Source organism: Alicyclobacillus acidocaldarius subsp. acidocaldarius Tc-4-1 (genome assembly GCF_000219875.1).
Classification (GTDB): Bacteria; Bacillota; Bacilli; order Alicyclobacillales; family Alicyclobacillaceae; genus Alicyclobacillus; species Alicyclobacillus acidocaldarius_A.
Genome location: NC_017167.1, coordinates 2542590 through 2567494, shown reverse-complemented (window position 1 = coordinate 2567494; position 24905 = coordinate 2542590). Strand labels below are relative to the sequence as shown.

Here is a 24905-nt window from a genome sequence, read left to right as displayed (position 1 = left end):
CACGGCGGATTCAGCGCGCTCTCTGCACATTTCTCCCTCCATCATAGGTCACGCTCCTGGTTTCACCAAACCGAAAACGCATGGCGCTGCGCGCCGCTCCACCTCTGCTCCACCGCCCGAGACTCGGTTCTGGCGGTACCCTGCCTCGCTCCCTGCATCCTCGCACAAACGGCGCGTCAGGGACCCGGCCGTGCTCCGCCCCAATCACCCCAAAATCCGATTGACATTATGGTCAAACGAGATTAACGTGGAGATACGGCAGAATATCGCATAAACCAATTGGAATTTGGGGTGAACGTCCGTGGCTGTGACCCTGGAAGAGGCGGCGTGGATTGAGGAGTTGGCCGCGACGTACGAAGAGGCGCGACCGGAGGACATCCTGCGCGAAGCGCTGCGCAGAGTGCCGAACATCACCTTTGCCTGCTCATTCGGCGCCGAGGACATGGTGATCCTCGACATGCTGATGTCCATCGACCCACAGGCCGATGTATTCTATCTCGACACCAACGTGCTGTTTCCCGAGACGTACGAGTTGATTGAGCAGGCCGTCGCCAAGTACGGCATTCCGAACCTGCACCAGGTGCTGCCGAAGCTGACGCTCGAGGAGCAGGCGGCCCAATACGGCGACGCGCTCTGGAGCCGCGACCCAAACCTGTGCTGCAAGATCCGCAAGGTGGAGCCCCTCGCGGATTTTCTCGCTGGCTACGACGGCTGGATTACCGGCATCCGGCGCGAACAGGCGCCGACGCGCCGCAACGCCAAGGTGTTCGAGTGGGACGCGAAATTCAACATCGTCAAGGTCAATCCGCTCGTGCGCTGGACGGAGAAGGACGTCTGGAACTACATCGTGGAACGCGGCGTCCCCTACAACCCCTTGCACGATCGCAACTATCCGTCCATCGGATGCCTGCACTGCACGCGTCCCGTGAAGCCGGGCGAAGACCCGCGGAGCGGCCGCTGGGCCGGCTTCGACAAGACCGAGTGCGGCCTTCACGCCGATCAGTGAGGGGGTGCGAGCGTGTCTGAGGAGAAGCTGTCGAAGGTCGAGATCATCAAGAAGGATAGCCGCTTCCTGCGCGGGTCGCTTCAGGAGGAGCTCCAGAACGACGCCTCCCACTTCACCGAAGAGGCCGTGCAGGTGCTCAAGTTCCACGGCACGTACCAGCAGGACGATCGCGACCTGCGCCGGGAACTGACGAAGCAGGGCAAGGAACGTCACTACATCATGATGATCCGCGCCCGCATCCCGGGCGGCGTCCTGAGCGCGGAGCAATACCTCGTGTTCGACCGCCTGGCCGACGAGTACGGCAACGGCACCATGCGCATCACGACGCGCCAGACCTTTCAGCTCCACGGCGTGCTGAAGCGAAACCTGAAGTCCACGATTCGCCGTATTAACGAGGCGCTCATCACGACGCTCGGCGGCTGTGGCGATCAGGTCCGCAACACCGTCGGCTGTGCGCATCCGCACCAGGGCCCGTTCGAGGAAGCGGTCCGCCGGGATCTGCTCCGGCTCGTGGACGAGACGAGCGCCAAGACGAATGCGTACCACGAGATCTGGCTCGACGGCGAGCGGGTGGATCCGGAAGTCGACCGCGCCCGGGAGACGCTGTACGGCGAAACGTACTTGCCGCGCAAGTTCAAGATTGGCTTCGCCTACGAGGGCGACAACTGCTCGGACGTGTACTCGAACGACATCGGCATCGTGGCCCACCGGGACGGCGAGAGCGTGGCCGGGTACACGCTCCTCATCGGCGGCGGCATGGGGCGCACCGCGAGCGACAAAGAGACGCACCCGGCGCTCGCGAAGCCCTTTGCCTTCGTCACGCCGGATGAGCTCGTGGACGTGGTCAAGGCCATCATCACCATCCAGCGCGATCACGGCAACCGCGAGAACCGCAAGTTCGCCCGCATGAAGTACCTCGTCGAGTCGCGCGGCGTGGACTGGTTCCGCGAGGAGACCGAGCGCCGTGTGGGGAAAAGGCTCGCGCCGCCGCGCGAACTCGTCTGGCACTCGTCGGACGATCACCTCGGCCGCATCGAGGACGGCGACAAGGTGCACCTCGGGCTGTACGTGGAAAACGGCCGGATCGCCGATAAGCCAGGTTTTCCGCTCAAGTCGGCGCTCGCGGCCGCCGTGGCGAAGTACCGCCCGACCGTGCGCCTGACGACGCAGCAAAACCTGATTCTGGCCAACCTCGCCCACGAGGCGGCCGACGCCCTCCAGGCGGATCTCGCAGCGCAGGGCATCCGCCTGCCGGACGCGTACTCACCCGTCAAACTGCGGTCCATGGCCTGCCCGGCCATGCCGACGTGCGGGCTCGCCATCGCGGAATCCGAGCGCGTGTTTCCGAAGGTCGTCGAGCGGCTCGAGGCGCTGCTTGCGGAACTCGGCCTCGCGGAGGAGCCCATCACCGTCCGCATGACGGGCTGCGCCAACGGGTGCGCACGGCCGTACATCGCGGAGATTGGCTTTGTGGGCCGCGTCATCGGCAAGTACGACATCTTCCTCGGCGCCAACGTCGCCGGCACGCGCCTGAACGCGCGCTTTCGCGAGATGGTGCCGTTTGACGATCTCGTCCCGACGCTCCGCCCGGTGCTCGAGCTGTACCGCGACGAGCGGCTGCCCGGCGAGCGGTTCGGGGATTTCTGCCATCGCGTCGGGCTGGAGCGGCTGAAGGAAGCCGTCCCGGTCTCGTGACGAATGTGAAGGAGGAGGGCGACATGGCATACGGCCGTGTGGCGCTCGTCGGCGCCGGCCCCGGCCATCCGGGGCTTCTGACCGAGCGCGCCCGAGCGCTCGTCGAACAGGCGGATGTGGTGGTCTTTGACAGGTTGGTCTCGCCGCGCCTGCTCATGCACACCAAACCGGACGCCGCGCTGTTGTACGCTGGCAAGGCGCCAGGCTGGCACGCGCTCGCGCAGCGGGAGATTGAGGCGATGCTCGTCGATTTGGCGCGCCATCACGGCCTCGTCGTCCGCCTGAAGGGGGGCGACCCGCTCGTCTTTGGCCGCGGCGCGGAGGAAGCGGCCGCGCTGCGCGAGGCGGGCGTGCCGTTCGAATTGGTGCCAGGCGTCACGTCGGCCGTGGCCGTGCCCGCGTTTGCGGGCATTCCGGTGACGTTGCGCGGCGTGAGCCGCTCGTTCGCCGTGGCGACGGGGCATGCGGGCGACGGCTTCCGGGCGCACCTCGACGCCCTCGCGGGGGCCGAGACGCTCGTCCTGCTGATGGGCGTCGGCGAACTGCCGCGCATCGCGGAGGAACTGCAGGCCCGGGGCATCTCGCCCGACACACCGGCCGCCATCGTGGCGTGGGGCTCGCGCGCGAAGCAGCGGTCCCTGCGCGCGACGCTCGCCACACTGGCTGCGGAGGCCGAGCGGCGGGGCATCGGATCGCCCGCCGTGATCGTCATCGGCGACGTGGCGGCGGACGCGTCGCTTGGCTCGTGGTTCGAGGCCATGCCGCGCTTCGGCGAACGCCATCTCCTCTTCGCGTCGTCCATGCGCGAGGCGCTCGCGCACGCGGCGCAGCTCGAGGCCGAGGGGGCGGAAGTGCTCGCGCACACGTGGGATCGCGCGCAACGCGTGCGCTTAGCGGACGTCGAGGCTGCGGTGTCCATGTCGGCGCCCGGCAAGCCGGTGGGCTTCGCCTTCCGCACGGCGCTCGGCGTTGAGACGTGGCTCTGCGCCGTTCAGCGCGCCGGATTGGATCTGCGCCGGCTCTCGAACCTCAAGCTCGCCGCTGTCGACGGCTACGTCGCGCAGGCCCTGCGCGATCGCGGCCTTGCGCCGGACGCCCGCTCGCTCGGCGAGATGGCGCGGACGCCCGTGGAGGTGTGGTTCGCCGAGGTGCCCGGCTCGGGCCGCGACGCGGACGTGGAGGCGGCCTGCAGGGCGAGCGGCGCTGAGGTGCGGCCGCTTCATCTCCTGGGCCCGCGGCTCGCGCCGGCCGTGCCCCCACGCTGGCAGCCGTTCGCGCGGGACTGGCGCGACATCGTCGCCGAATGGCTCGCCGAAGGCCCGGCCAACCTGTGGGCGCTCGGCGATCCCGCCCTGTTGCGCTCGCTCGCCGACGACGTGGGAATGGGCGGCGAGCCGCTGCGCCGCGCCGACGCGTTTGGGCTCGCGGCCGCCGAGGCGGTGTGCGGCGCATGATGGGCGGAGCGGGCAAGGTTCTGTTCATTGGCCACGGGACGAGGCTTCAAGGCGGGATGCACATGTGGCACCGGTTTGTCGACGATGTCGCCGAGCGCGCGGGGCTTGGCGATGAAGACGTGGCGCGCGCGTTTGTCGAGATCGCCCGGCCGGATGTGGCGGAGGCGCTCGTTCGGCTGGCCGCGGCGGGCGTGCGGCGCGTGCACATGGTGCCGCTCCTCCTCTTCTCGGCGGGGCACATGCGCCGGGACCTGCCGCAGGCCGTGGCGCGCGCGGAGGCGCAGGTGGGGCGGCTTGATCTCACCTGGAGCCAGCCGTTCGGCGACGAACCGGCGTTCATCGACGTGGCGGTGGAGCGCGCCCAGGCGCTCGTCGCGCGCATGCCGGAGGGGGCTGGCGTCGTCCTGGTGGGGCGCGGCAATCGCGACGCGGACGCGCAGCGCGCGTTTGCGGGCGTGGCGGTGAACGTGGCAGGCCGGATCGGTCGGCCGCTGGTCCACGGCTACCTGGCTGGCACGGGGCGCTCGCTGGAAGCGGCCCTCGAGGAATTGTGGCGCATGGGTTGCGAGCACATCGCCGTGGTGCCGTATCTTTGGTTTCCGGGGCTGCTCACCGAGGGACTTCCGGAGCGGGTGAACCGATGGCGGGACGAGAGGCGTATCTCGTTTCGGGTGGCGGAGCCGCTCGGGCGAGATCCGCGGCTGGTGTCGCTCGTGGCCGAGCGAGCGCGCCAAGCGGCGCACGGGCTCGGAGCCGGCAACAGCGCAGAACCGTGAAAAAGGGGGGCTAGCCCCTGCCCCCTTCAAACGGATGGGCTTGGGGACAGCCCCATGGGCTTACCACCAGTAGCCAGGGTAACCGTAACCGTACCCATATCCATAACCGTAGCCGTAGTACGGGTACGGGCGGGCCACCGTCGCGCCGAGCGCCGTGCCGAGCGTGAGGCCGGTCAGGGCGCCGAAGGCAAAGTAGCCGACCGGCGCGTACACCGTCTCGATGTCGCCGCCCGCCGCCTCACCGAGCGTAGAGATCCGCTCGTCCTCCTGACCCGCCGCGTGGGCAATGGGGCGGACGTTGAGAAGATAGATGCCGTGATCGCGGACGCTGTGCAGGATACCGTGATATCGGCGGCCGTTCACGTGGTGTACGATGACGGGTCGCCCGACGTATTGCTTCGCAATGGGATATAACGGATGTGGCATGGCGAAACAGCCTCCTTTCGCTTCAGCGTATGCCGCGCTGGCGGACGCCGAAGCGACAGCCGCCTATGCCACGCGCCGGGCCACCCAGTCACGCAAACACGATGGTCTTGTTCCCGTGCACGATGACTTTGTCCTCCAGGTGCCACTTCACGGCGCGGCTCAACACGGCCCGCTCCACCTGACGCCCGGCGATACGCAAGTCGAGGGCGGTGAAGCGGTGGTCCACCCGCATCACGTCCTGCTCGATGATGGGCCCTTCGTCGAGCTCCTCGGTGACGTAGTGGGCCGTCGCGCCAATGAGCTTCACCCCGCGCTGATACGCACGCTGATACGGATTTCGCCCGATGAATGCCGGCAAAAACGAGTGATGGATGTTGATGATGCGCTGCGGGTAGTGCTCAAGAAACGACGGGCTCAGAATTTGCATGTACCGCGCGAGAACAATGACGTCAATCTGGCCCTCCATGAGCGCTAGCGCTTGGGCCTCGGCCTCGGGCTTGTTCTCCGGCGTGACCGGGATGTGGTAGTAGGGAATGCCGAGGCTTTCCACGAGCGGCCTCGCGTCTTCGTGATTCGAGATGACCATCTTGAGATCCGCGTCGAGCAGGCCGTCCTGCCATTCCCACAAAAGCTCCTGCAGGCAATGCAGCTCGCGTGAGACGAAGATGGCCATGCGCTTTTTCTTCCTGGCGGGGTGATACCGCCAGCGCATCTGGTATTCCTCGGCCAACTTCGCGAAGTCGCGGCAGAGCGCCTCCTCGCGGTTGGGCAGGTCTTCGAGTTCGAATTCCACGCGCATGAAGAAGTCTCCGCCCCAGGGCGCTGTGGAGTGTTGCGCCGATTCGGCGATGTTCGCGCCGCATGAGGCGAGAAACTGGCCGATGGCGCCGACAATGCCAATTCTGTCCGGACACGAGATGAGCAGGCGACCGCGATTCTCCCGGGATGTCATCTTTTTGCCTCCAACCCCTCCATGCCGAGTTGTTTCTGCTTCTCCGCGCTGAGGACCATCATCTTGGCCGTCGACGACGCCTTCAGCTCGCCATCTTCGCCCTCCACGGCCGCTTCCACCACAAGAAGCCGCGACGAAACTTTGGTCGGCCGGGCCCACACGCGGAGTCGCTCGCCGACGTGGACGGGCTTCTTGAACGAGATGTTTAGCTCGGCCGTGACGGTCACCAGCCCCATGAAAAACGGCACGTAGGCGGACGCCTCGTCGAGCAGCGTGCACGTGATCCCGCCGTGCTGGACATTCGGCCAGCCGATATGATGTTCCTGTGTCTGGAAATGGCACACCACGCCGTCTCCGTCCCGCTCAAAGTGCATGTGGAGGCCGTGCGGGTTGTCTTTTCCGCACGCGAAACAGTAGTCGAACCCCATGGCGCACCTCCCGCGTCTGTCTCTGTCAGACCACTTGTTCTATTATGACAGCCGCGCCGGTGCGTGGGCAACCAAAGGCAGGAGATGGCGCACTTGGCGTCGTAGTTTGAGAAGGGATGCGCGATAGGGAGTGAAGGCGCGTTGGAGAAGACATCCGAAGCGTTGCGTTCAGGGACTGGGATCGGTTCCGCGAATGAAAGGGCGGTGCGCGTCAGCCTGCGCGTGAAGATGATTGTCGTCGTGATCGTCAGCCTCGTGGTGAGCATCCCCCTCTCGGACGCCATCAACGCCGCGATTCGCCGCGCGGTGCCCGACAGTCATTACGGGATCTACGTCAATAGCGCGGTCAGCGTGATTGTGTCGGCTGCGCTTTTGCTCGTGGCCATCCAGATCCTCGTCATCCGGCCGCTCGGCCGGCTGGTGCGCGCGGTGCAGGACGTGGCGGCGGGAAATCTCGCGGCGCGCGTCGCCGTCGAGACCCAGGATGAGATGGGGCTTCTCGCCCGGGAGCTGAACGCCGCCACCGCCGCCATGCAAGAGGTCATCCGCGAGCTCGCGCGCACGTCGGGCGATCTCGCCGCGGCAAGCCAGGAACTCGCGGCGAGCGCGGAGGAGACGGGCAAGGCGGCAGAACAGATTGCGCTCACCATCCAGGACGTGTCGGCCGGGGTGCAGCGGCAGGACGCGCGCATCGCTAGCTCGACCGACGTGTTCCAGCTCTTGGCCCGCGGGATGGAGGACATGTCGGCCCGGTTCCGCGGCGCGAGCGAGGCGACGGCTCAGGCGCGAGAGGCCGCGCGGGACGGTGGAGAGCACGTGGCGCAGGCGCTTGCGCAGATGGCCTCCGTCGAAGGGGCCTTTGAGCATCTTGCGCAGGCCGTCCGGAGCTTCGCGTCGAGATCGCAGGAAGTCGGCGCGATTGTGGAGGTCATCACCCGCATCGCGAAGCAGACCCACCTCTTGGCGCTGAACGCGGCCATCGAGGCGGCGCGCGCGGGCGAGGCGGGGCGCGGTTTTTCGGTGGTGGCGTCGGAAATCCGGAAGCTGGCGGAGCAGTCGGCCGACTCGTCGAAGCAGATTGCGTCGCTGGTGGATGCGATTCAGGCCGACATGGAGAACGCGGCGGAGCGCATGGCCTCGTCGCGCGAGCAGATGGAGGCGGGCAAGGCGTCGTTTGAAGCCGTGGACGCGTCGTTCGCGCGCATCCGCCAGGCGGTGGAGCGCGTGGATGAGGAGCTCAAGGGCGTGTTGACGTTCGTCAACCGCCTGGGCCGGGCGTCCGCGCAGTTGCGCGAGGGTGTGGACGAGATTGCACAGGTGTCGGCCCAGACGAGCGCGGGCATGGAGACGGTGGCGGCGACGACGGAGGAGCAGCTCGCGTCCATGCAGGAGATGACGGCGTCGGCCGCCGCGCTCGCGCAGATGGCCGAGTCGCTGCAGCGCATGGTGGCGAGCTTTCGCCTGGAAGCGTGACCAGGAGAGAAAATGTGAAACATGAGGACAGAGACCATTCGATTCTGCGGGAGTGAGACGAGTGCATCAGGACCCTTACGTCCGCATCGGGCGTGCCAAGCTGTTCATCTTCGATCTCGACGGCACCGTCTACGCGGAGACCGAGCACTTTGAGGCGTACGCGCGCGAATTGGCGTCGTTTTTGCCGGAATCGAGGCGCGAGGCGTTCCTCGAGGACGCCCACCGGGCGCTTCTTCACGAGGGGCAGGCGTTTTACGGACACGCGTTCTCGCGCGAGACGGGCGAGCGCGTGGAGGTGGCCGAGGAGGACAGGCCGGATCGGGCGTACCTGCACGTGGATGATCCCTGGGGACTCCTGCAGGTGGTGGCGATTCGGCATGGAATTGGCCCGCGCGAGCGGGACGAGGCGTTTTTGCGCACGCGCGACTTCATGGCGGGCCCGTTTCCCATGCAGCCGCTCGGAGGGTTGCGCGAGGCCATGGAGGAGATCCGGGCGCGCGGCGGCCACGTGGTGCTCGCCACCAACAGCCCCGAGCCGGACAGCCGCGCGATTCTGCGCAAGCTGAATTTGGAGGACGTGATCGAAGACTTCGTGTTTCGGGCGGTAAAACCGTACCGGACGGAGGAGCACTTCCGCAAGTGGCTCGCGAAGTACGGCGTGGCGCCCGAGCGGGCGGTCTCCATAGGAGATCACTACCGGAACGAGATGCGGCCGGCCATCCGCCTGGGGATGCTGACCATCTACATTGACCGGTACATCGGCCGAGAGCGGCCGGACGTGACCCTTCGGCTGACGCACCCGGGGGAATTGGGGGACGTGCTCGTGACCTGCCTCAGGCGAGCCGAGGAAGCCGAGGCGTGAGGAGGAGAGGAAGATGGAATATCGCGAGTTTGGACGCACGGGCATGCGCGTGAGCGCGCTGGGATTTGGCGGATCGGAGATTCGCGGGTCGGACGTGGCGACGGTGGAGCGCCTGCTCGCGAGCGCGCTCGACGCGGGGCTGAATGTAATCGACACGGGCGAGTGTTACGGGGACAGCGAGGAACTCATCGGCCGGGCGGTGGGGCATCGCCGCGGCGAGTACTTTCTGTTCACGAAATGCGGCCACCGTTCGGGACTCGAGACCCCGGACTGGGCGCCGGAGACCATTCGCGCGAGCATCGACCGGAGTCTCAAGCGATTGCGCACGGACTACGTGGATCTGATGCAGCTCCACAGTTGCTCCATCGAGGTGCTGAAGGAGGGCAGCGTCATCGAGGAGCTGCAAAAGGCGAAGGAGGCGGGCAAGATCCGCTTCCTCGGCTACAGCGGTGACAACGAGGCGGCGAAGTACGCCGTGGAGTTCGGCGTGTTCGACAGCCTGCAGACCTCGGTCAACGTGGTGGACCAAAGCGCCATCGAGGAGGTCATTCCGCTTGCCGCCGCGCGCGGGATGGGGGTCATCGCCAAGCGGCCGGTGGCAAACGTGGCGTGGCGATATCACGAGAAGCCGGACGTGGATTATTACGTCGAGTATTGGCGCAGGCTCAGGGAACTGAAGTTCCCGTTCACCGAGCGGCCGCTTAGCGAGGCGGTGGGCGTGGCGCTCCGCTTCACGCTCTCCGTGCCGGGCGTGACCACGGCCATTGTCGGGACGCAGAATCCGGGAAGGTGGCAGGAGAACGCGCGCTACGTCGACGAGGGGCCGCTGCCGAAGGAGGAGTTTGACGCCATCCGCGAGGCGTGGCGGCGCGTCGCGCGGCCTGACTGGGTGGGTCAGACCTGAGATCTTCCGCCGGTGTCACAGGATGGCGGCGCATTCCGTCCAATGAATGTGCGAAGCGCAGAGGGAGGCGGATGGAATGCGCCGTTGGATGTGGTTGGGTGCCGTGTGCGTCGTCTGCGGAATGCTCGCCGTGGGCTGTGGCGCGCAAGGCGTCTCGGGCGAGAAGGCGCCGGGCTCTTTGCCAGGCTCTTCAGCGGCCGGGGCGAACGCGAACGGGACGCCTGCCAAGGGAGCCGAAGTCACGGCAGATACGAACCGTTCGAGCACCGAGCGCGCGCTCGCGAGCCGCGGATCGTTTGAGATCCTAGGCCATCCAGGCTGGGGACCGGCTCGCGTCACGCAGGTCGTCCCGCCGAGCTTCGCCGGCGCCACTGCGTTTGCGGCGCTCGTTGGACAGTCTTCGAGCGCCATCATCAAGAGTGTCGCCGGCAAGCCTTGGCATGTGGTGAGCGAGATCCCCGGTCAGGTCGCGGCCATCTCGTTTTCGAGCCCGTCGGACGGGGCCGTCATCACCGTCGCGCGCAAAACGGTGAGTCCCACCATGGCAGAGGGGCCAGCCACGTACCGCATCTGGCTGACGCGCGACGCGGGTGCGTCGTGGCGCTCCGTTTGGCAGATCACGGTATCCACAGGCCATGAGATGTCCGCGGAGATGCCCGTTCTCGCGCTATTTGGGGCGACCGGCTATGCTGCGGTGAGCGGGGAACTGCTGCGATCGGCGGACGGCGGAGCCACCTGGGCTCGGGTGCCGCTCCAGGACGCGGTGCTCGATGCCGCCTTCCTCTCGCCGACGCGGGTCTGGCTGAGCGAGGTTTCACCGCAGGTGTTTCGCGCGGGCAATCACCCCGCGCCGGTCGTGATGGCCGAGAGCGAGGACGGGGGGCGCACGTTTCACACCGTGTTGACGGGGCCGAGCGTCGTGCCGTGGCAGGAAAATCTCGCTATGACCGCAAGCGGCGTCGGCGTGTGGGTGGTCAAGGATCTCGGCAGTTGGGAGACGCGGGTTCTTTGGACCACCAACGGGTGGGCATCGTGGCGCGAGGCCATGCCGCAGGCGTATCAGGGGCGCGTCGCGCAGTCGGTGCCGGTCCTCGACGGGGACGTCGCGTACATCGGCCTGTGCCCGGGCGCGGCGCCGTTTCCCGGCGGCGTGACGTCGTTTGACCTCCGGACCGGGCAGGCGTCGACCCTCGCAACGGTCCCGTACTGGTACAGCGTCTCGCTCGCCCGCAGCCCGTCGGGAGCCTGGTACGCAGCGCCGTCCTCGTCCGAGCCGACAGGACTCTACGCGAGTGGACCGGGGCTCGACACATGGCATAGGGTCGCGCCGACGGCGCCGCCCGACGTGCAGGTGGTCGCGGATCCCGCACTGGGTTCCGACGGACGGCCGGCGCTCGTGGGCATCGATGGCGATCTGTTTCAGGGCACGGTGGAGGAGAGCGTGGACGGCGGCGCCTCGTGGCGCGTCCTGACCCGCATGCCTCATCAGATGCCCATCGCGGTCGCGGCGGGCCCCGGCAAGCTCCTCGCCGTGGCCACGGTGGGCGCCTCGGATGACAACGGCCCGCTGCGCCTGTGGGTGAGCCGGGACGGCGGTCAGCATTGGACGGAACTCGGCGCAGCGGATTTGCCCAGCAACGTGGTGCAGAGCCTGACGCCCTTCGGCCCATCCGACGCGGCTTTGTCCGTGACGGCGGACGGCTACGTGCTCGCCATTGCGGCCATGCCGAAGGATCTGGTGCTGCAGTCGCGGGACGGCGTGCACTGGTCGACCGTCCGCTCGGTGCCCAATGACGATCTCGCCTTGGCGCCCGCCTTCGACGGGGGAACGGTCTGGTGGCTCGACAACAAGCTGATCCGCCCGGGCAGCAAGTCGAATGGCAAGGACACCGGGCCGGTGCTTCAGCCTGTGCTCACGGCGTCGCCGGTCAGCGGGAACGCAGAGCGCACGGTCTCGCTTCCCGAGGGGTACGACGCGCTCGCGATGGCGTGGGCGGGATCGCGCGGGATGGTGGTGTGCGCCTCGTCCGCAACCATGGACCCGTCCCAGGGGCTCACGCTTTTCGTGACCACGGATGGCGGCGCCACGTGGAGTACGCGTCACCTCGCACCCGGGTTTCAGTCCAAGCTCCCCGGCGAGGTGATGAGCCTGACGCTCGCGGGAGGCGACTTCGGCGCGCTCCTCACGGATGCCGGCCTGCTCGTGACGCGGGACGGCGGCTGGACGTGGGCGTACGCGCCGTAGGATTGAGCCACTTCGGCGCGTGCTCATCCGGGGCCAGCATGCGGCAACGCGCGCGCACCTTCGCCCGAGCCGCACCGCGATTTGCGCCGGTGGCCTGACGGCCGGATCGACAGGAGCGCCGCGGCGGGGCGGGGCGGATGGAGTCGCGCGAAAAAAGCCGGACGGAGTTCTTCCGCCCGGCTTTTCGATTGCCGATTGGATGACGCGGCTCAGATCTCGGCCTTTTTCCAGATGAGCACGCCGTTTTGGCCGCCGAAGCCAAACGAGGAGCTGAGCGCCGTGCGGATGTCCGCCCTGCGGCTCCGATTCGGCACCACGTCGCGCGGCGCAATCTCCTCCTTGTCGTCGCAGTTCAAGGTGGGCGGCAGCCATCCCGTCTCGAGCGCCTTCACGCAGGCGATGGACTCAATCGCCCCGGCGGTGCCGAGCATGTGGCCCACCGCGCCCTTGATGGAGCTCACCGGGATCTCGTCGATGTGCGGGCCAAACATGTCGCGAAGTGCCGTGGACTCCGCCACGTCCCCCGCGGGCGTCGCCGTCGCGTGCGCGTTCACGTAGTCGATGTCCTCCGGGGCGAGACCCGCGCTCTTCAGCGCCCGCGCCATGGCGAGTTTCGCGCCGTGGCCGGACGGATCCGGCGAGGTCTCGTGGTACGCGTCGTTCGACGTGCCGTACCCCACGAGTTCGCCGTAGATGGTGGCGCCGCGCTCGAGGGCCCGCTCCAACGTCTCCAGCACCAGTACCGCCGCGCCCTCGCCCATCACCATGCCGGTCCGCCGCTTGTCAAACGGCCGCGACCACGCGCTGTAATCCGCCGGCCCCTCCGTCGCCAGCGCTCCCGCCGCGCGCAGGCCCGCCAGGATGGCCGGGCTGAACAGGCACTCCGCGCCACCCACCAGCGCCATGTCAATCTCACCGAGCCTCAGCCAGTAGCTCGCCTCGCCGATGGCGTTGGCCGACGACGCGCACGCGGTCGAGTACGTCATCACCGGCCCGCGAATGCCGTAGCGCATGGCGATCCCGGCTGCGGCCGCGTTGGGAATGGACTTCGGCACAAGCCTCGGGCCCACGCGCGTCGAGCGCCCCGACGCGAGCCGGTTCGATCCTTCCTCCAGCGTCTGCACGCCCCCGAACGCGCACCCAATGGAAATCCCGATGCGATCCCGCTCATACGGACCAAACGCGCCGCCGTCGCCAAACCCTGCGTCCCGAATGGCCTCCGCCGCGGCCACCAGCCCCATCTGCGTGAATCGGTCGCTGTTTTGCATCTGCTTCTTATCCAGATACGCCGCCGGATCGAAATCGCGGGCCGCCGCGACCACCGGCGCCCAGGTGCGCAAGAGTTCGTCTTCCGTTTCGCGCACGGCCGATCTGCCGGCGACGATGTTCTCCCAAAACGTCGAAACCCCGACCCCGAATGGCGTCACGGCACCCATTCCGGTGACGACGATGCGCGTCTTGTCCGCCATGAAGGTTCTCCTCTCGCTGTCAGACTCTACGTGAATCTGAACCGCCCGCACAAATTTATGACTTGGTGCTAGTTCCGCCTCTATCATACCACGTCCACAGGCGCCAGGCGACGCATTTGGTTGGGACAAGGCGCCCTGCGTTTGGTATGATGGAGCGAGAATTGGCTTCCCGTGGAATGGAGGATCCAGCTTGGCGAATGCAGGGCGGGCGCCTCGGCGCTTTGAAGATAAGGTCGTGCTCGTCACGGGCAGCTCGCGCGGCATCGGCCGCCGGCTCGCCATTCGTTTTGCCGAAGAGGGCGCCCACGTGGTAGTGAATTACTTCCGGAATGGCGATCTCGCCCGCGAAGTCGTGGCCGAGATCGAGCAGATGGGCAGGCGGGCCATCGCTGTGCGCGCCAACATGGCGCAGGAGGAGAAGATTGTCGCGCTGTTTGACGAGGTGCGTGAAGTGTTTGGCCGCCTGGACGTCTTCATCCACAACGCCGCTTCGGGCCGCAATCGCGCGGCGCTCGAGGTGGACACGAAGGGCTTTGACTGGACCGTCGACGTGAACGCCCGGGCGTTTCTCATCGGCGCGCAGCAGGCCGCGAAGCTCATGCCGGAGGGCGGCGCCATGCTCGCCATCTCCTCGTTCGGGGCGGATCGCGTGTTTCCGTACTATTTGTCGGTCGGCACGAGCAAGGCCGCGCTCGAGGCGATGGTGCGCTACTTCGCCGTGGAGCTCGGGCCGCGCAGGATCAACGTGAACTGCATCTCGGCCGGCGCGGTCCTCACGGATGCGCTGGGTCACTTCCCGGACATGGATCAGACGCTGAAGAAGCTCGAGGAGAAGATGCCGTATCACCGGATGGTGACGCCGGACGACGTGGCGAATCTCGCGCTCTTTCTGTGTTCGCCCGAGGCGGAGATGATCCGGGGCCAGACGGTGCGCGTGGACGGCGGCGTGACGCTCGTCCTGCCGTGACGCGAGGTGAACGACATGGAAGGGTTTCGCTATCACTATGATCTCGAGGTGCGCTGGTCCGAGGTGGACGCTCAGCGCATCGTGTTCAACGCCAATTATCTGATGTACCTCGATCTCGCCTATCAGGAGTTTTTCCGGAGTGAATTGAGGCTCTATGACGACGTGCCGACCACCGTCATCGCCACGTCCACGCAGACCTTTCTCAAACCGGCGCGCTGGCGGGACAAGCTGTCCATCTGGGTGCGGCCGAAACGCATTGGAAACACGAGCGTGACGCTGGAATTTGTGATGACGCGCGAGGGTGAACCCATCTTCCGCGCGGAGACGGTGTACGTGCACGTGGACGAAAACGGGCGGCCGGAGCCCATTCCCGCGTTTTGGCGGGAGCGGCTCAGGGCGTATCAGGAGGAGGCGCTGGCATGAGGGACATGGAGGGCCGCGTGGCCATCGTGACGGGCGGCGCGGGCGGCATCGGCAGCGCGACGGCGCGCCGTTTGGCCGAGCGCGGCGTGCGCGTTGTGGTGGCGGATCGCGACGAGGCGGGCGCGCGGCGCGTCGCGGACGAGATCCGGGCGGCGGGCGGCGAGGCGGAAGGGATGTTCGTCGACGTCACGGACGAGGCGAGCGTGAACGCGCTCGTCGATGCGGCGGTGGCGCGATTCTCCCGCCTCGACATCATGTTCAACAACGCCGGCGTGTTTGGCGACGGCGCGCGAAACTTCCTCGACGATCCGCCGGAGGAATACTTCCGCGTCGTATCCATCAACCAGCACGGCGTCTTTTATGGCATGCGTGCGGCGGCGCGCCACATGCGGCAGGCAGGCACGGGCGGCGTCATCATCAACACGGCGTCCATTTACGCGTTCATCGCGGACAGGAACCAGCTCCCGTACCACGCGAGCAAAGCGGCGGTCGTGGCCATGACGAAGGCGGCGGCGCTCGATCTCGCCCGCTACAACATCCGCGTTGTCGCGGTGGCGCCGGGGATGGTGAACACGGGCCTCGTCGACAACTGGCGGCAGGACGAGCGCGTGTGGAACACGATTCAGCGGGCGCACATGCGCCGGCGCATGGCGGAGCCGGACGAGATTGCCCGCGTGGTGGCCTTTTTGGCGTCGGACGAGGCGCGATTCATCAACGGACACGCCATTTGCGTCGACGATGGCGCGCTGTCGTTCAAGAGGTGAGAAAGGCATGGCGCAACTTCCGGATATCGTCGTGGACGTCGTGATTGACGCATCGGCGGAGAAGATCTGGCCGTACGTCGCGACGGCGGACGGACTCGGCGCGTGGTTCATGGGGAGCACGCCGTCATTCGCCAGATCATGGAGGGCGGCTGGAGGCGCAAGCTGACGGAAGACCTTCCGCGTGCGGTGCTCGGCCCATCGCTCATGTGAGCGTCAGTGCACCTCGCGCTGCATCTGCTCGAGTCTTTCGCGAGGCAGGCCCGTCGCTTTTTCCGTCGACGGGCACGCCTTCGGCCAGCAGGCGGTGTGCAATGTCTTCGGCAGCCTCTCTGCGACCGTCTTCATACAGTTCTTCTGCCATGCGGAACACGTTCTTCAGCTCCTTCCGCAATTTTCTGCGGTCTTCGTCTGACAACGCCCTGTCACCAAACGCGAGGACGGCGCTCGCCGCGAGTTCGCGCTCTTCGTCGTCCGGAGCGCGCGGGAGAAGGTTGAGCACGCGGGCCATGGCTTGATGGCGGTCTTCGACGCGCATCGAGAGCGCGAGACCCAGCCGAAGGCGAACGATGGGTTCCCATCGTCCCACGCGAAGGTGAGCTTCAACTTCGTCCAGTGCGTCATCGCCGTCTAGCGCGGAGAAAAACACGTTTTCCACGCGATAGATGGCGGTGCCGATGTCCAACTCCTGCGGCGCACTGGCAACATGCGCGTGGTACAAGACGACCGTGCGGATTCTGGCTTGGATCTGATTGGCAAGGAGGGCATCGTATTCCAAAAAGCGGTGAAGCGTGCGCTCGCGGCGATCCTGGAATTCCAGGTGAAACACTTCGCCGTTTGCCATCCGCCACGCCCGATCCATCCTCAGCGTGCTGGCGGGGAGTTCGGTCGTGAATGGCGCGAGCGTCTCTACGCCGCGCACGCCGAGGGCTTCAAGCGCACCGCCTGACAACGTGCGCGTAAGCGCCTTGAGTAAGCTGTCCTGTCCGGGCATCGAAGCGTATCCCACCACCCATGATAGGAGATCCTGGTCGAAACCACAATGCGAGCCGGATTCCTCCGTGTTGCGCGGCCCGTCAGGCGCCGCGCCATCCGCGTGGAGGATGCCTCCAGTGTACGCCCACCCAACCCGTCCGTCGATGAGGCCGAGGAGAATGTGAACCGATGCGGTGAAAGCCGGTCATGATGTCCGCACCTGGGCGCGCCCTTCTGCGTCCTCTGTGCCCTCTGCATGCCGGAAGTCGCCTGGAAGTCGCCTGCAGCTACCAGGTTCCGTTGTGCTCCCTGCATCCCGGAAGTCGCCTGGAAGTCGGCTGCAGCCACCGGGCTCCGTCCCCGCGGGCCACCAAACCCTGCCCTCGCAAACGCTTCTCCTTCGCGTGGCCAGGGCAACGGGTGCCTGACGGACGCCGAGACATACGCGGTCTACCCCGCAGCACGTCTTTCCCGCGCCACTACGGCAACATCTCCGCCGGCCCCATTCGCTCCGCGCCGAACAGCCTCCTAAGCCGCCCGATGTTTCGCCGGTCCGACAGAATCAGCAGGTGATCCCCTGCCTGAAGCTCGGTCGCGCCGCGCGGCACAATGACCTGATCGCCCCGCACGATGGCGTAGCACAGCGTGTTCTCCGGAAACTCAATCTCGACCATCTTTCGCCCGACGAGATCGGACGAAGCGTCCACCTCGACCGGCGTAATCACGGCGTTTTCGCGCGCGATGCGCACCAGTTCAAGCAGGTCGCCCGATGGGGCGCGCTCCAGCAGATCGAGCTTCGCGGCGAGAGGCCGGACGGTAAGGCCCTGGACAATTGTCGACGCAATGACGACGAAAAACACGGCATCCAGCATCGGCGCGGGCGTGTAGGCGGGCGAGAGCATGGCCGTCATCACGAGTACGATGGGCACCGCGCCTCGCAGCCCGGCCCACGAGATGAACACCTTCTCCGCCGCGGAGAAGCGCATGCCGATGGTCGACATCCAGACGGCAACGGGCCGCGCCAGAAAGAGGGCACTTGCGGCGAGCAGAACGCCCGGCACGAGGATGGACCCAAGCCGCGCGGGGGAAATTTGCAGGCCCAGCACGACAAACATCACGATGTGCATGGTCCAGGACAGCCCCTCGTGAAACCGCAGGATGCTGTGGCGGTGCTCCAGCCGCCGATTGCCCATCACCACCGCCGCGGTGTAGACGGCGAGAAAGCCACTGCCGTGCAGGAGGACGGCGACGCTGTAGCTGAGCAGCGCAAACGCGAGGGAGAGCGTCGGGTACAGGCCGCCCGTGTCGAGCTTGATGCGCTGATTGGCCAGCGAGCCGAGGTATCCGATCACGGCCCCCGCAATGAGGCCCATCGCCATTTGCAGGACGAAGGTCGAGATCGCATAACCGAGCGCACCCCACGGTCTGCCGATGCCGTGTTCCGACCACTGAATGAGCAGGATGGTCAGAAAGAATGCCATGGGATCGTTCGTGCCGGATTCGACCTCGAGCACGTCGACGAGACGCCGGCGGAGCGGATGCCGGCCGAGGATGGAGAAGACCGAGGCGGCATCCGTCGAACTCACTGCGACGCCGAGAAGCGCCGCCGCGTACCAAGGGAGGTGAAGCAGCGCGTGCGCCATGACGGTCAGGATGGCGCCGCTGATGACCACGCCCGCGGTGGCGAGCGACAGGGCCGGTTTCCAAACGCCGCGGATGCGGTCGAGCGGGGTGTGCAGGCCGCCTTCGAACAGAATGAGAATGAGCGCGAGATAGCCGATGGATTGGGCGACGGAGATGGGGACGTGGGGACCAAGCCGGAGTCCGCCCGGGCCGAGCAACATGCCGATGGTCACGAAGCCAATGAGTACCGGAAAGCCCAACCGATTGCCGAGGTGCGCGGACCATACGCCCGAAAGCAAAATGAGTGAAAGAATGAGCAGGAAAGTCTCCATTTTTGCCTCCTTTTGAGAAATCGAAGTTCATGCGCGATAGGCGATGAGCCAGACGGTCACCGGAATCCAGTGCGATGAATACGTCGGAGATGGTTTTGCAATCAGGGTCTGAATCGGGTGGGATGATGCAGGAACCAAGGGGAAGACAGGGATGGGATCCCTATTCCTATTATCCTTAGTTTAACACATATATTTGAGTTCGTAAAGAAAGGCTTGTTGCTTCCGGCGCGGGGCAAGGCCGGGCGCCGGGGCCCCCGTTCACTTCATCAGCTTCGGAATGTCTTTGCATACGATCCGGCTTGCAGCACGACGGTGTGGCCCGGCTTCAAGGTGACGGTCTGCTGGTAGAACAACCCGTTCGGTGCGGCGCCCACGAGGATGACGGGCTCGCGCAAGTTGCCGGAGAGCCACCACTTTCACGTAGGCGTTCGGCCGTATGTGAATGTCCGCGCTCCGTGGCGAAGTACGAAATCATCGTCGATCTTTCCGACAGGCGCTTATATCTGCTCGAAGCGGGGAAGGTGATCCGCGCGTTTCCAGTCGGGATCGGCGAGATGGTGACCCGGACGCCCATCGGGCAGTACACCATTGTCAACAAGGAACCGAATCCCGGCGGGCACTTCGGCGCGTACTGGATGGGCCTGTCCAAGCCGCACTACGGCATTCACGGCACGAACAATCCGTCGAGCATCGGCAAGCTCGTCTCGCACGGGTGCATCCGCATGTACAACGAGGACGTCACCTGGCTCGCCCACACGGTGCCGTTAGGAACGCCGGTGACGATACGGCCGTAGCGGCGGCGTAGTGGGGCTGCCATGGCGTACAAAGGCTCGGACTGACACGGATCCGCTGCCACTCGCAAAATACGCTTCCCCAATGTGGAGGACCAGAAGGATTGAGCGCGGCGCGAGGAGAAATGCCTTCTCAGAACCGTCAGAGGCGAGGGGGAGCGCGGGGGATGCGAGCATCACGTCATGTTGAGCGAATCACGGCCGCTGTGTTGTTGGGCTGCCTTTTCACTTGGATGGCGGCGCCAAAGCTCGAAGCGCAGGTCATACATCGCTTGCCGTCGGTCGGGGCGGCGCGCGCGAGTTTCGTGCTACCCGGGCGTACTCTCTATCGAATGGCCTCGCCGCCTTCCGGAGGCGACGCGTTTCTTGCGGTAGCGGCGCTGCGCATTGGAACGGCCTCCATCCCGATGGATCTCTGGGTCACGGGTTCGTTGGACTCGGGTGAGGTGTACGTCCCGCTCGACATTCTGCAAAAGGCGTTGGATTCCATCGGCTTTCGTTCCACCTGGAATGCGACTCCATTCACCTGGGCGATACAGACACCCACATCGCGCGCGGACACGTGGGGGTTCCCCGTCGGAACCGGGATTGGGGCGGTGGAGGTGGATGGGAGCCTGGTCACCAGGCTCAACGTCGTTCCCGGCGTGGATCTGACTTCGGGATGGAACGGCGTCGACACGGCCTTTTTGCCGCTGTCTCAGGTTTCGCAACTGCTCGCAGATGTCGGCGTGCAGAACACGTGGGACATCGCCTCGCGGGTGTGGACGTGGATCCCGCCTCTCCAAACGAGCGAGCCGCTTGGCCCATCCCAGGGTGTCGAGGAACTGCGGTCGGACCTATTGGTCAGCGGAGCGAACATCGTGCTCCGGAATCTGCAGGTGGACGGAGACGTATTTGTCGCACCGTCTCCTAACGGCTCTGTCTCGCTCGATCACGTCAGCATCGATGGCAAGCTGGTCATCCTGGCGAGTTCGGGTGCACCCATCCAACTTACGGACATCGCGTCACCTCGCATCGACGTCGATAGCGAGGGGCCCGTGTCCATCCAACTCAGCGGCGGAGCTGTCGGCGTTCTCGACGTGTTGCCTGGCGTGGGCGGTGTTCAAGTCGCGAGTTCCAAATCGTCTGTGCTCGAGGTGGACGACTTTGCGACATCAGCGGTCGTGCTCGCGGGAAGCGCCTATGAGTCTGCGGAGATCCGAGCTGACGATGGCGTCCTGAACGCCGAAGCTTCCCTTCCTCTCGTTAGAGTGCAGGCTTCGGGCGCCACGCTCACCGTGGGGCAAGGTCAGACAATCGGCTTGTTGCAGGTGTCGCCAGGGGTGAACGGTTTCTCTGTGGACAACTTCGGAACCATTCAGTTTCTCGTGAACAGTTCGCCACATCCGGTGTCAACTCAGGGAATCGGCGCGGTCGAAGCCGCGATGGGAGCGATGACCACATTGCAGGCAAGTGGGACGGCCTCGGGCGCCACGGGAGCGTGAAGGGGCTTCCCTCACACTCCCACCATCTCCCGCGCGCTCGCGCCCTCGTTCGATCCCGCCAGCGCCAGCGCCACGCGGTTCACTTCTTGCACCATGCGGCCGAACTCCTCATAGTCGATGGTCTGCGCCGCGTCGGACATCGCTTGGTCCGGCACTGGGTGAATCTCCACAATGACGCCGTCCGCTCCGGCCGCCACGCCGGCGCGGGCCATGGGGCGCACAAACGCGCGCTTGCCGACGCCGTGGGACGGATCGACGAGCACGGGCAGGTGAGAGAGCGACTTGACCACCGGGATGGCGTTCAAATCGAGCGTGTTGCGCGTGGCCGTCTCGTACGTGCGGATGCCGCGTTCGCACAAAATCACGTTCGGGTTGCCCTGCGCCAGGATGTACTCGGCCGCCATCAGCCATTCTTCAATCGTCGCAGAGAGGCCGCGCTTCAGGAGCACGGGCTTGCCGGATCGCCCGGCTTCGCGCAGCAGCGGGTAGTTCTGCATGTTGCGCGCGCCAATCTGCAGAATGTCCACGTATTCCGCGACGAGATCGACGAGACCGGGTTCCATGACCTCGGAGACGATGGGCAGGCCGGTCATCTCGCGCGCCGCGGCCATCATCTTCAGGCCCTCTTCGCCGTGGCCCTGGAACGAGTAGGGGCTCGACCGCGGCTTGAAGGCGCCGCCGCGCAGCACGTGCCCGCCGAGGCGCTTCACGGCCTTCGCGACATCGACGATGTTCTCAAGCGACTCCACCGAGCACGGCCCGGCCATGATGGTCACGCCGCCCGCGCCGATGCGGTGGCCGCGGACTTCGACGACGGTGTCTTCCGGCTTGTACTCGCGGCTCGCAAGGGCATATGGCCGCGATACTTCGCGCACTTCGGTGACGCCAACCACCCGCGCCACGCGCTCGGCGAGACCCGGCTCCTTCGCCGCGAGCACGCTCACGCCTGGGCCTGCCGGGTAGAGGGCGCGAACCCACGCGTCCAGGCCCGCCTTCTCCAACGCCTGCTTCAAATCCACCTTCCCGTGGCGAATCACCATCATCTCCGCTCGCTCCCTTCCGAGGCCCGCTTGGCCTTGTCGATCACGTCGCGCGCAATGACCATCTTCTGAATCTCCGACGTACCTTCCTCAAACCGCTGCATCCTCGCGTCCCGGTAGATCCGCTCGATCTCGCTCGACTTGAAGTAGCCCGGGCCGCCGTGGATCTGCAGCGCCTTGTCCGTCACGCGCTGCAGCATCTCCGTGGCGAACATCTTCGCCATCGCCGCCTCCACGGTGATGGGATGGCCTTCGTCGAACCGCCGCGCCGTGTGGAGGACGAGCTGGCGCGCCGCCTCGATGTCCGTCGCCATCTCAGCGAGCCACATCTGGATGATCTGGCGCTTGGCGAGCGGCTGGCCGAAGGTGACGCGCCGGAGGGCGTGCTGGGCCGCGAGCTCAAGCGCTCGCTCCGCCGCGCCGACGCAGGTCATGCCAATGGCGGTGCGGGACGGATCGAGAAACCCGCGGAACGCCACCTCCAGGCCGTCGCCCTCCTCGCCGAGCCGGTTGGCGACGGGGACGCGACAGTCGCGCAGGCGAAGGTGCCCGTGCGCCGTGCCCGCGATGCCCATGGCCGGCGCCATGAATTCAATCGTGAGGCCCGGCGCGTCGCGCGGGACGAGGAGCGCGAGTGTCCCGTCGCCGCCCGACGTCCCCTCCAGCCGGCAGAAGAGCAAAAAGTAGTCCGCCACGTCGCTGAAGATGATCATCCACTTCTCGCCGTTCAGGACGTACGCGTCGCCCTCGCGCCGGGCTGTCGTCTTGAGGTCTGCGCCGGAGCCCGAATTCGGCTCCGTCAGCGTGAAGGTCACGCGGATGTCGCCCGCGACAAACGGCTTCACAAACCGCTCCACCTGATCCGGCGTCGCCTTCTGCGCGAGCGATCGCCACAGGCTGTTCGCCACATGCACGATGACCCGGATGGAACCGTGCGTGTGCGCGAAGCGGCGCAAGAGATCCAAATAATCCGTGAAGCTGAGCCCGTGCCCGCCGAGATGGGGCGGGGCGGCGAGCCGCAGGTAGCCGGCGTCGCGAAGCTCTCGCCACAGGGCTTCCGGCACCGTGCCCGTGGCTTCAATCTGCTCGGACCAAGCCCTGGCCGGGCCCGCCACGTAAGCGTCGACGTCCTTCCGCCACTCGTAAAGCGTCCGCATCATGGCCACCTTCCTCCGTCAGCCCGTCTTCTCGGCGCGCTCGCGCTCCAGCTTCCGCTGGATGTCCTGGCGCAGCACGTACTTCTGGATCTTGCCGCTCGCCGTCCGCGGCATCTCGTCGATGATCTCGAGCCGCTCCGGCCAGTAGATTTTCGCCATGCCGCGCTCGCCGAGGAAATCCGTGATGTCGCACAGTTCCAGCCGCTTGGCGCCCGGTTTCAGCACCACGTAGGCGCAGGCGCGCTCGCCGAGCCGCTCGTCCGGCATGGCCACCACGGCCGCGTCGGCGATGTCCGGGTGCTGGTACAGGAGGTCTTCAATCTCCACCACCGGGATCTTCTCGCCGCCGCGGTTCACCACGTCCTTCTTCCGCCCCGTGATGCGCAGATACCCGTCCTCGTCGATCACGGCGAGATCGCCCGTGTCAAAAAAGCCGTCCGGCGTCATGGCCGCCTCGTACCACTCGGGATGGTGGAGGTAGGTGACGAACATGGCGGGCGTCTTCACCTGGAAGTTGCCTTCGGTGCCGGGCGGGAGCTCGCGGCCCTCTTCGTCCACTACGCGGATCTGCATGCCGTCGAGCACGCGCCCGTCTGTGCCCCACAGCTTTTCCGGCGGATCCGACGGCCGGCCGACGGTGACGAGGCACGATTCGGTGGACCCCCATGCGCCGACGACAGCGCACTGAAGCTTTTCGCGCGCCTCCTGCGCGAGCTGGCGCGGGATGGCGGCGCCGGTGGCGATGAAGAGCCGAAGCCCCTTAGGCGGCCTGTCCGCGCGGGTGATGTCGGAGAGAAACGGCATGGCGGCCTGGACGAACGTCGCGCCAAACTCCTCGATGGCCGCGCGCGCCTTGTCCACGTCCCAGATGGCGTGATAAATTCCCGGGGCCCCGATATAGAAGGAAACGAGCATTCCGTAGAGAAATCCTGTCTGGTGAGCGGTCGGGGAGGGCACCCAAATCCGGTCCTTCGACGTGAGCCCGAGCGTGCGCGTGTGGATGAGAAGCGCCTCGGAAAGCGTCCGGTGCGTGTGCAGCACGCCCTTCGGTTCGCCGGTGGTGCCGGATGTGTATAGAAGCTGCGAGTGGCTGTCCGGCCCAGGCCTTCTCGCCGAAAGCGCCTCCTTCGCCGCTTCGGCGTCTGCCTCGGAAGCGAGGAGTCCGCCGAGATCGGACGAAAGCGGGGCGTACGGGGCCATCGGCAGGATGAGCGTGTGTTCGACGCGCGGCGCTTCCTTCAGGACGCTCTCGACCAACGGCCGGTAGTCGAAGCGGCGGAACGCGTCCGGCGCGATGAAGACGCGGCTCTCGGACGAGTTCAGGATGAAGGCCACCTCGCGCTCGCGAAGCTGGGGCAGGATGGGGCACGGCGTGGCGCCCACCTTCCAGATGGCGAGCGTCAGCGCCACAAACGGCCAGCCGCTCGGAAGCTGATACGCCACGGCCTCGCCGGGCTTCACGTCGAGCTGAAGCAGGCGCGCCGCGATGCGCGCCGCAAGCCGTTCGAGCTTTGCGTAGGTGAGCATGACAGGCTCGTCGCCGGAGAGATCGATGACGGCCATCTGCTCCGGATGGTCGCGCAGGGTGGTTTCGAACTGATCCAAGAACAAAGGAGCGCTCACGGGCGCCGCCCCTTTCCGCACAAAATTCGTACCTGGTGA

At 66.2% G+C, this 24905-nt stretch carries 24 protein-coding genes; 14 read left to right on the top strand and 10 right to left on the bottom strand.

Going from position 1 to position 24905, the window contains the following annotated elements; translation table 11 throughout:
- Window positions 1-301: 301 nt before the first annotated feature.
- Genes TC41_RS12495 through TC41_RS12480 form a run of 4 tightly spaced genes read left to right on the top strand, consistent with a single transcriptional unit; the run spans window position 302 to window position 4931 of the window.
- Window positions 302-1006, top strand: a complete 705-nt coding sequence (locus TC41_RS12495) for a phosphoadenylyl-sulfate reductase (RefSeq protein ID WP_014465435.1) — start codon at window positions 302-304, stop codon at window positions 1004-1006.
- Window positions 1007-1018: 12 nt separating this feature from the next.
- On the top strand, window positions 1019-2701 hold the full coding sequence (locus tag TC41_RS12490; protein WP_014465434.1) for an NADPH-dependent assimilatory sulfite reductase hemoprotein subunit: 1683 nt from the start codon (window positions 1019-1021) through the stop codon (window positions 2699-2701).
- A 23-nt stretch (window positions 2702-2724) separates the two neighbouring features.
- Window positions 2725-4155 (top strand): uroporphyrinogen-III C-methyltransferase, encoded by a 1431-nt coding sequence (gene cobA, locus TC41_RS12485; protein ID WP_041695916.1) that lies wholly within the window; start codon window positions 2725-2727, stop codon window positions 4153-4155.
- Window positions 4152-4931 carry a sirohydrochlorin chelatase gene (locus TC41_RS12480; RefSeq protein ID WP_014465432.1) on the top strand — a complete coding sequence of 260 codons (780 nt, stop codon included), beginning with the start codon at window positions 4152-4154 and terminating at the stop codon, window positions 4929-4931. Before cobA ends, TC41_RS12480 begins: the two co-directional genes overlap by 4 nt.
- A 60-nt stretch (window positions 4932-4991) precedes the next feature.
- Here TC41_RS12480 and TC41_RS12475 read toward each other — a convergent pair whose 3' ends face one another.
- From TC41_RS12475 to TC41_RS12465, 3 genes are all read right to left on the bottom strand, one after another.
- Window positions 4992-5357 carry a hypothetical protein gene (locus TC41_RS12475; protein ID WP_014465431.1) on the bottom strand — a complete coding sequence of 122 codons (366 nt, stop codon included), beginning with the start codon at window positions 5355-5357 and terminating at the stop codon, window positions 4992-4994.
- A gap of 88 nt (window positions 5358-5445) precedes the next feature.
- Window positions 5446-6309: a formyltetrahydrofolate deformylase gene (purU, locus tag TC41_RS12470; protein WP_014465430.1), complete on the bottom strand. Its 864-nt coding sequence runs from the start codon at window positions 6307-6309 to the stop codon at window positions 5446-5448.
- On the bottom strand, window positions 6306-6737 hold the full coding sequence (locus tag TC41_RS12465) for a PaaI family thioesterase (RefSeq protein ID WP_014465429.1): 432 nt from the start codon (window positions 6735-6737) through the stop codon (window positions 6306-6308). Before TC41_RS12465 ends, purU begins: the two co-directional genes overlap by 4 nt.
- A gap of 141 nt (window positions 6738-6878) precedes the next feature.
- Here TC41_RS12465 and TC41_RS12460 point away from each other — a divergent pair, with 141 nt between their 5' ends.
- From TC41_RS12460 to TC41_RS12445, 4 genes are all read left to right on the top strand, one after another.
- Window positions 6879-8210: a methyl-accepting chemotaxis protein gene (locus TC41_RS12460; protein ID WP_041695441.1), complete on the top strand. Its 1332-nt coding sequence runs from the start codon at window positions 6879-6881 to the stop codon at window positions 8208-8210.
- A gap of 61 nt (window positions 8211-8271) precedes the next feature.
- Window positions 8272-9072 carry an HAD family hydrolase gene (locus TC41_RS12455; RefSeq protein ID WP_014465427.1) on the top strand — a complete coding sequence of 267 codons (801 nt, stop codon included), beginning with the start codon at window positions 8272-8274 and terminating at the stop codon, window positions 9070-9072.
- A gap of 13 nt (window positions 9073-9085) precedes the next feature.
- Window positions 9086-9976: an aldo/keto reductase gene (locus TC41_RS12450; protein ID WP_014465426.1), complete on the top strand. Its 891-nt coding sequence runs from the start codon at window positions 9086-9088 to the stop codon at window positions 9974-9976.
- A gap of 76 nt (window positions 9977-10052) precedes the next feature.
- Complete coding sequence (locus tag TC41_RS12445; protein ID WP_041695440.1) at window positions 10053-12221, top strand: hypothetical protein; 2169 nt, start codon at window positions 10053-10055, stop codon at window positions 12219-12221.
- Between the two features lie 209 nt (window positions 12222-12430).
- On the opposite strand, the gene TC41_RS12440 is transcribed toward TC41_RS12445, so the two are convergent.
- Entirely contained in the window at window positions 12431-13690 is a 1260-nt protein-coding gene (locus TC41_RS12440; protein WP_014465424.1) for a beta-ketoacyl-[acyl-carrier-protein] synthase family protein, read from the bottom strand.
- 190 nt (window positions 13691-13880) lie between these two features.
- On the opposite strand from TC41_RS12440, the gene fabL reads away from it, so the two are divergent.
- From fabL to TC41_RS16470, 4 genes are read left to right on the top strand one after another with little or no spacing between them, the layout of a single operon-like run.
- Window positions 13881-14657, top strand: coding sequence for an enoyl-[acyl-carrier-protein] reductase FabL (gene fabL, locus TC41_RS12435; RefSeq protein ID WP_014465423.1), 777 nt, complete (start codon window positions 13881-13883; stop codon window positions 14655-14657).
- Between the two features lie 15 nt (window positions 14658-14672).
- Window positions 14673-15080, top strand: coding sequence for an acyl-CoA thioesterase (locus TC41_RS12430; protein ID WP_041695439.1), 408 nt, complete (start codon window positions 14673-14675; stop codon window positions 15078-15080).
- A complete protein-coding gene (locus TC41_RS12425) occupies window positions 15077-15844 on the top strand; it encodes an SDR family NAD(P)-dependent oxidoreductase (protein ID WP_041695438.1) in 768 nt (255 codons plus the stop codon). Before TC41_RS12430 ends, TC41_RS12425 begins: the two co-directional genes overlap by 4 nt.
- A gap of 7 nt (window positions 15845-15851) precedes the next feature.
- Window positions 15852-16010, top strand: a complete 159-nt coding sequence (locus tag TC41_RS16470) for an activator of Hsp90 ATPase 1 family protein (RefSeq protein WP_014465420.1) — start codon at window positions 15852-15854, stop codon at window positions 16008-16010.
- A 36-nt stretch (window positions 16011-16046) separates the two neighbouring features.
- Here TC41_RS16470 and TC41_RS12420 read toward each other — a convergent pair whose 3' ends face one another.
- The 3 genes from TC41_RS12420 to TC41_RS17090 all read right to left on the bottom strand — a co-directional run bounded on the left by TC41_RS12420 (window position 16047) and on the right by TC41_RS17090 (window position 19166).
- The gene (locus tag TC41_RS12420; protein WP_237699942.1) at window positions 16047-16850 is read right to left on the bottom strand and encodes a hypothetical protein; all 804 of its coding nucleotides are present in this window, start codon (window positions 16848-16850) and stop codon (window positions 16047-16049) included.
- A 445-nt stretch (window positions 16851-17295) separates the two neighbouring features.
- On the bottom strand, window positions 17296-18771 hold the full coding sequence (locus TC41_RS12415) for a potassium/proton antiporter (RefSeq protein ID WP_014465418.1): 1476 nt from the start codon (window positions 18769-18771) through the stop codon (window positions 17296-17298).
- Between the two features lie 266 nt (window positions 18772-19037).
- On the bottom strand, window positions 19038-19166 hold the full coding sequence (locus TC41_RS17090) for a hypothetical protein (RefSeq protein ID WP_014465417.1): 129 nt from the start codon (window positions 19164-19166) through the stop codon (window positions 19038-19040).
- Between the two features lie 60 nt (window positions 19167-19226).
- Here TC41_RS17090 and TC41_RS12405 point away from each other — a divergent pair, with 60 nt between their 5' ends.
- Window positions 19227-19565, top strand: coding sequence for a L,D-transpeptidase (locus tag TC41_RS12405; protein WP_014465416.1), 339 nt, complete (start codon window positions 19227-19229; stop codon window positions 19563-19565).
- Window positions 19566-19795: 230 nt separating this feature from the next.
- Window positions 19796-21046, top strand: coding sequence for a hypothetical protein (locus tag TC41_RS12400; RefSeq protein ID WP_014465415.1), 1251 nt, complete (start codon window positions 19796-19798; stop codon window positions 21044-21046).
- An 11-nt stretch (window positions 21047-21057) separates the two neighbouring features.
- Here the strand turns inward: TC41_RS12400 and aroF are convergent, their stop codons facing one another.
- Genes aroF through TC41_RS12385 form a run of 3 tightly spaced genes read right to left on the bottom strand, consistent with a single transcriptional unit; the run spans window position 21058 to window position 24866 of the window.
- Entirely contained in the window at window positions 21058-22089 is a 1032-nt protein-coding gene (gene aroF, locus TC41_RS12395) for a 3-deoxy-7-phosphoheptulonate synthase (RefSeq protein WP_014465414.1), read from the bottom strand.
- Window positions 22086-23246 carry an acyl-CoA dehydrogenase family protein gene (locus tag TC41_RS12390; RefSeq protein ID WP_041695436.1) on the bottom strand — a complete coding sequence of 387 codons (1161 nt, stop codon included), beginning with the start codon at window positions 23244-23246 and terminating at the stop codon, window positions 22086-22088. The genes aroF and TC41_RS12390 overlap by 4 nt, the downstream gene beginning before the upstream one ends.
- 15 nt (window positions 23247-23261) lie before the next feature.
- Window positions 23262-24866 carry an AMP-binding protein gene (locus TC41_RS12385; RefSeq protein WP_041695435.1) on the bottom strand — a complete coding sequence of 535 codons (1605 nt, stop codon included), beginning with the start codon at window positions 24864-24866 and terminating at the stop codon, window positions 23262-23264.
- Window positions 24867-24905: the final 39 nt, after the last annotated feature.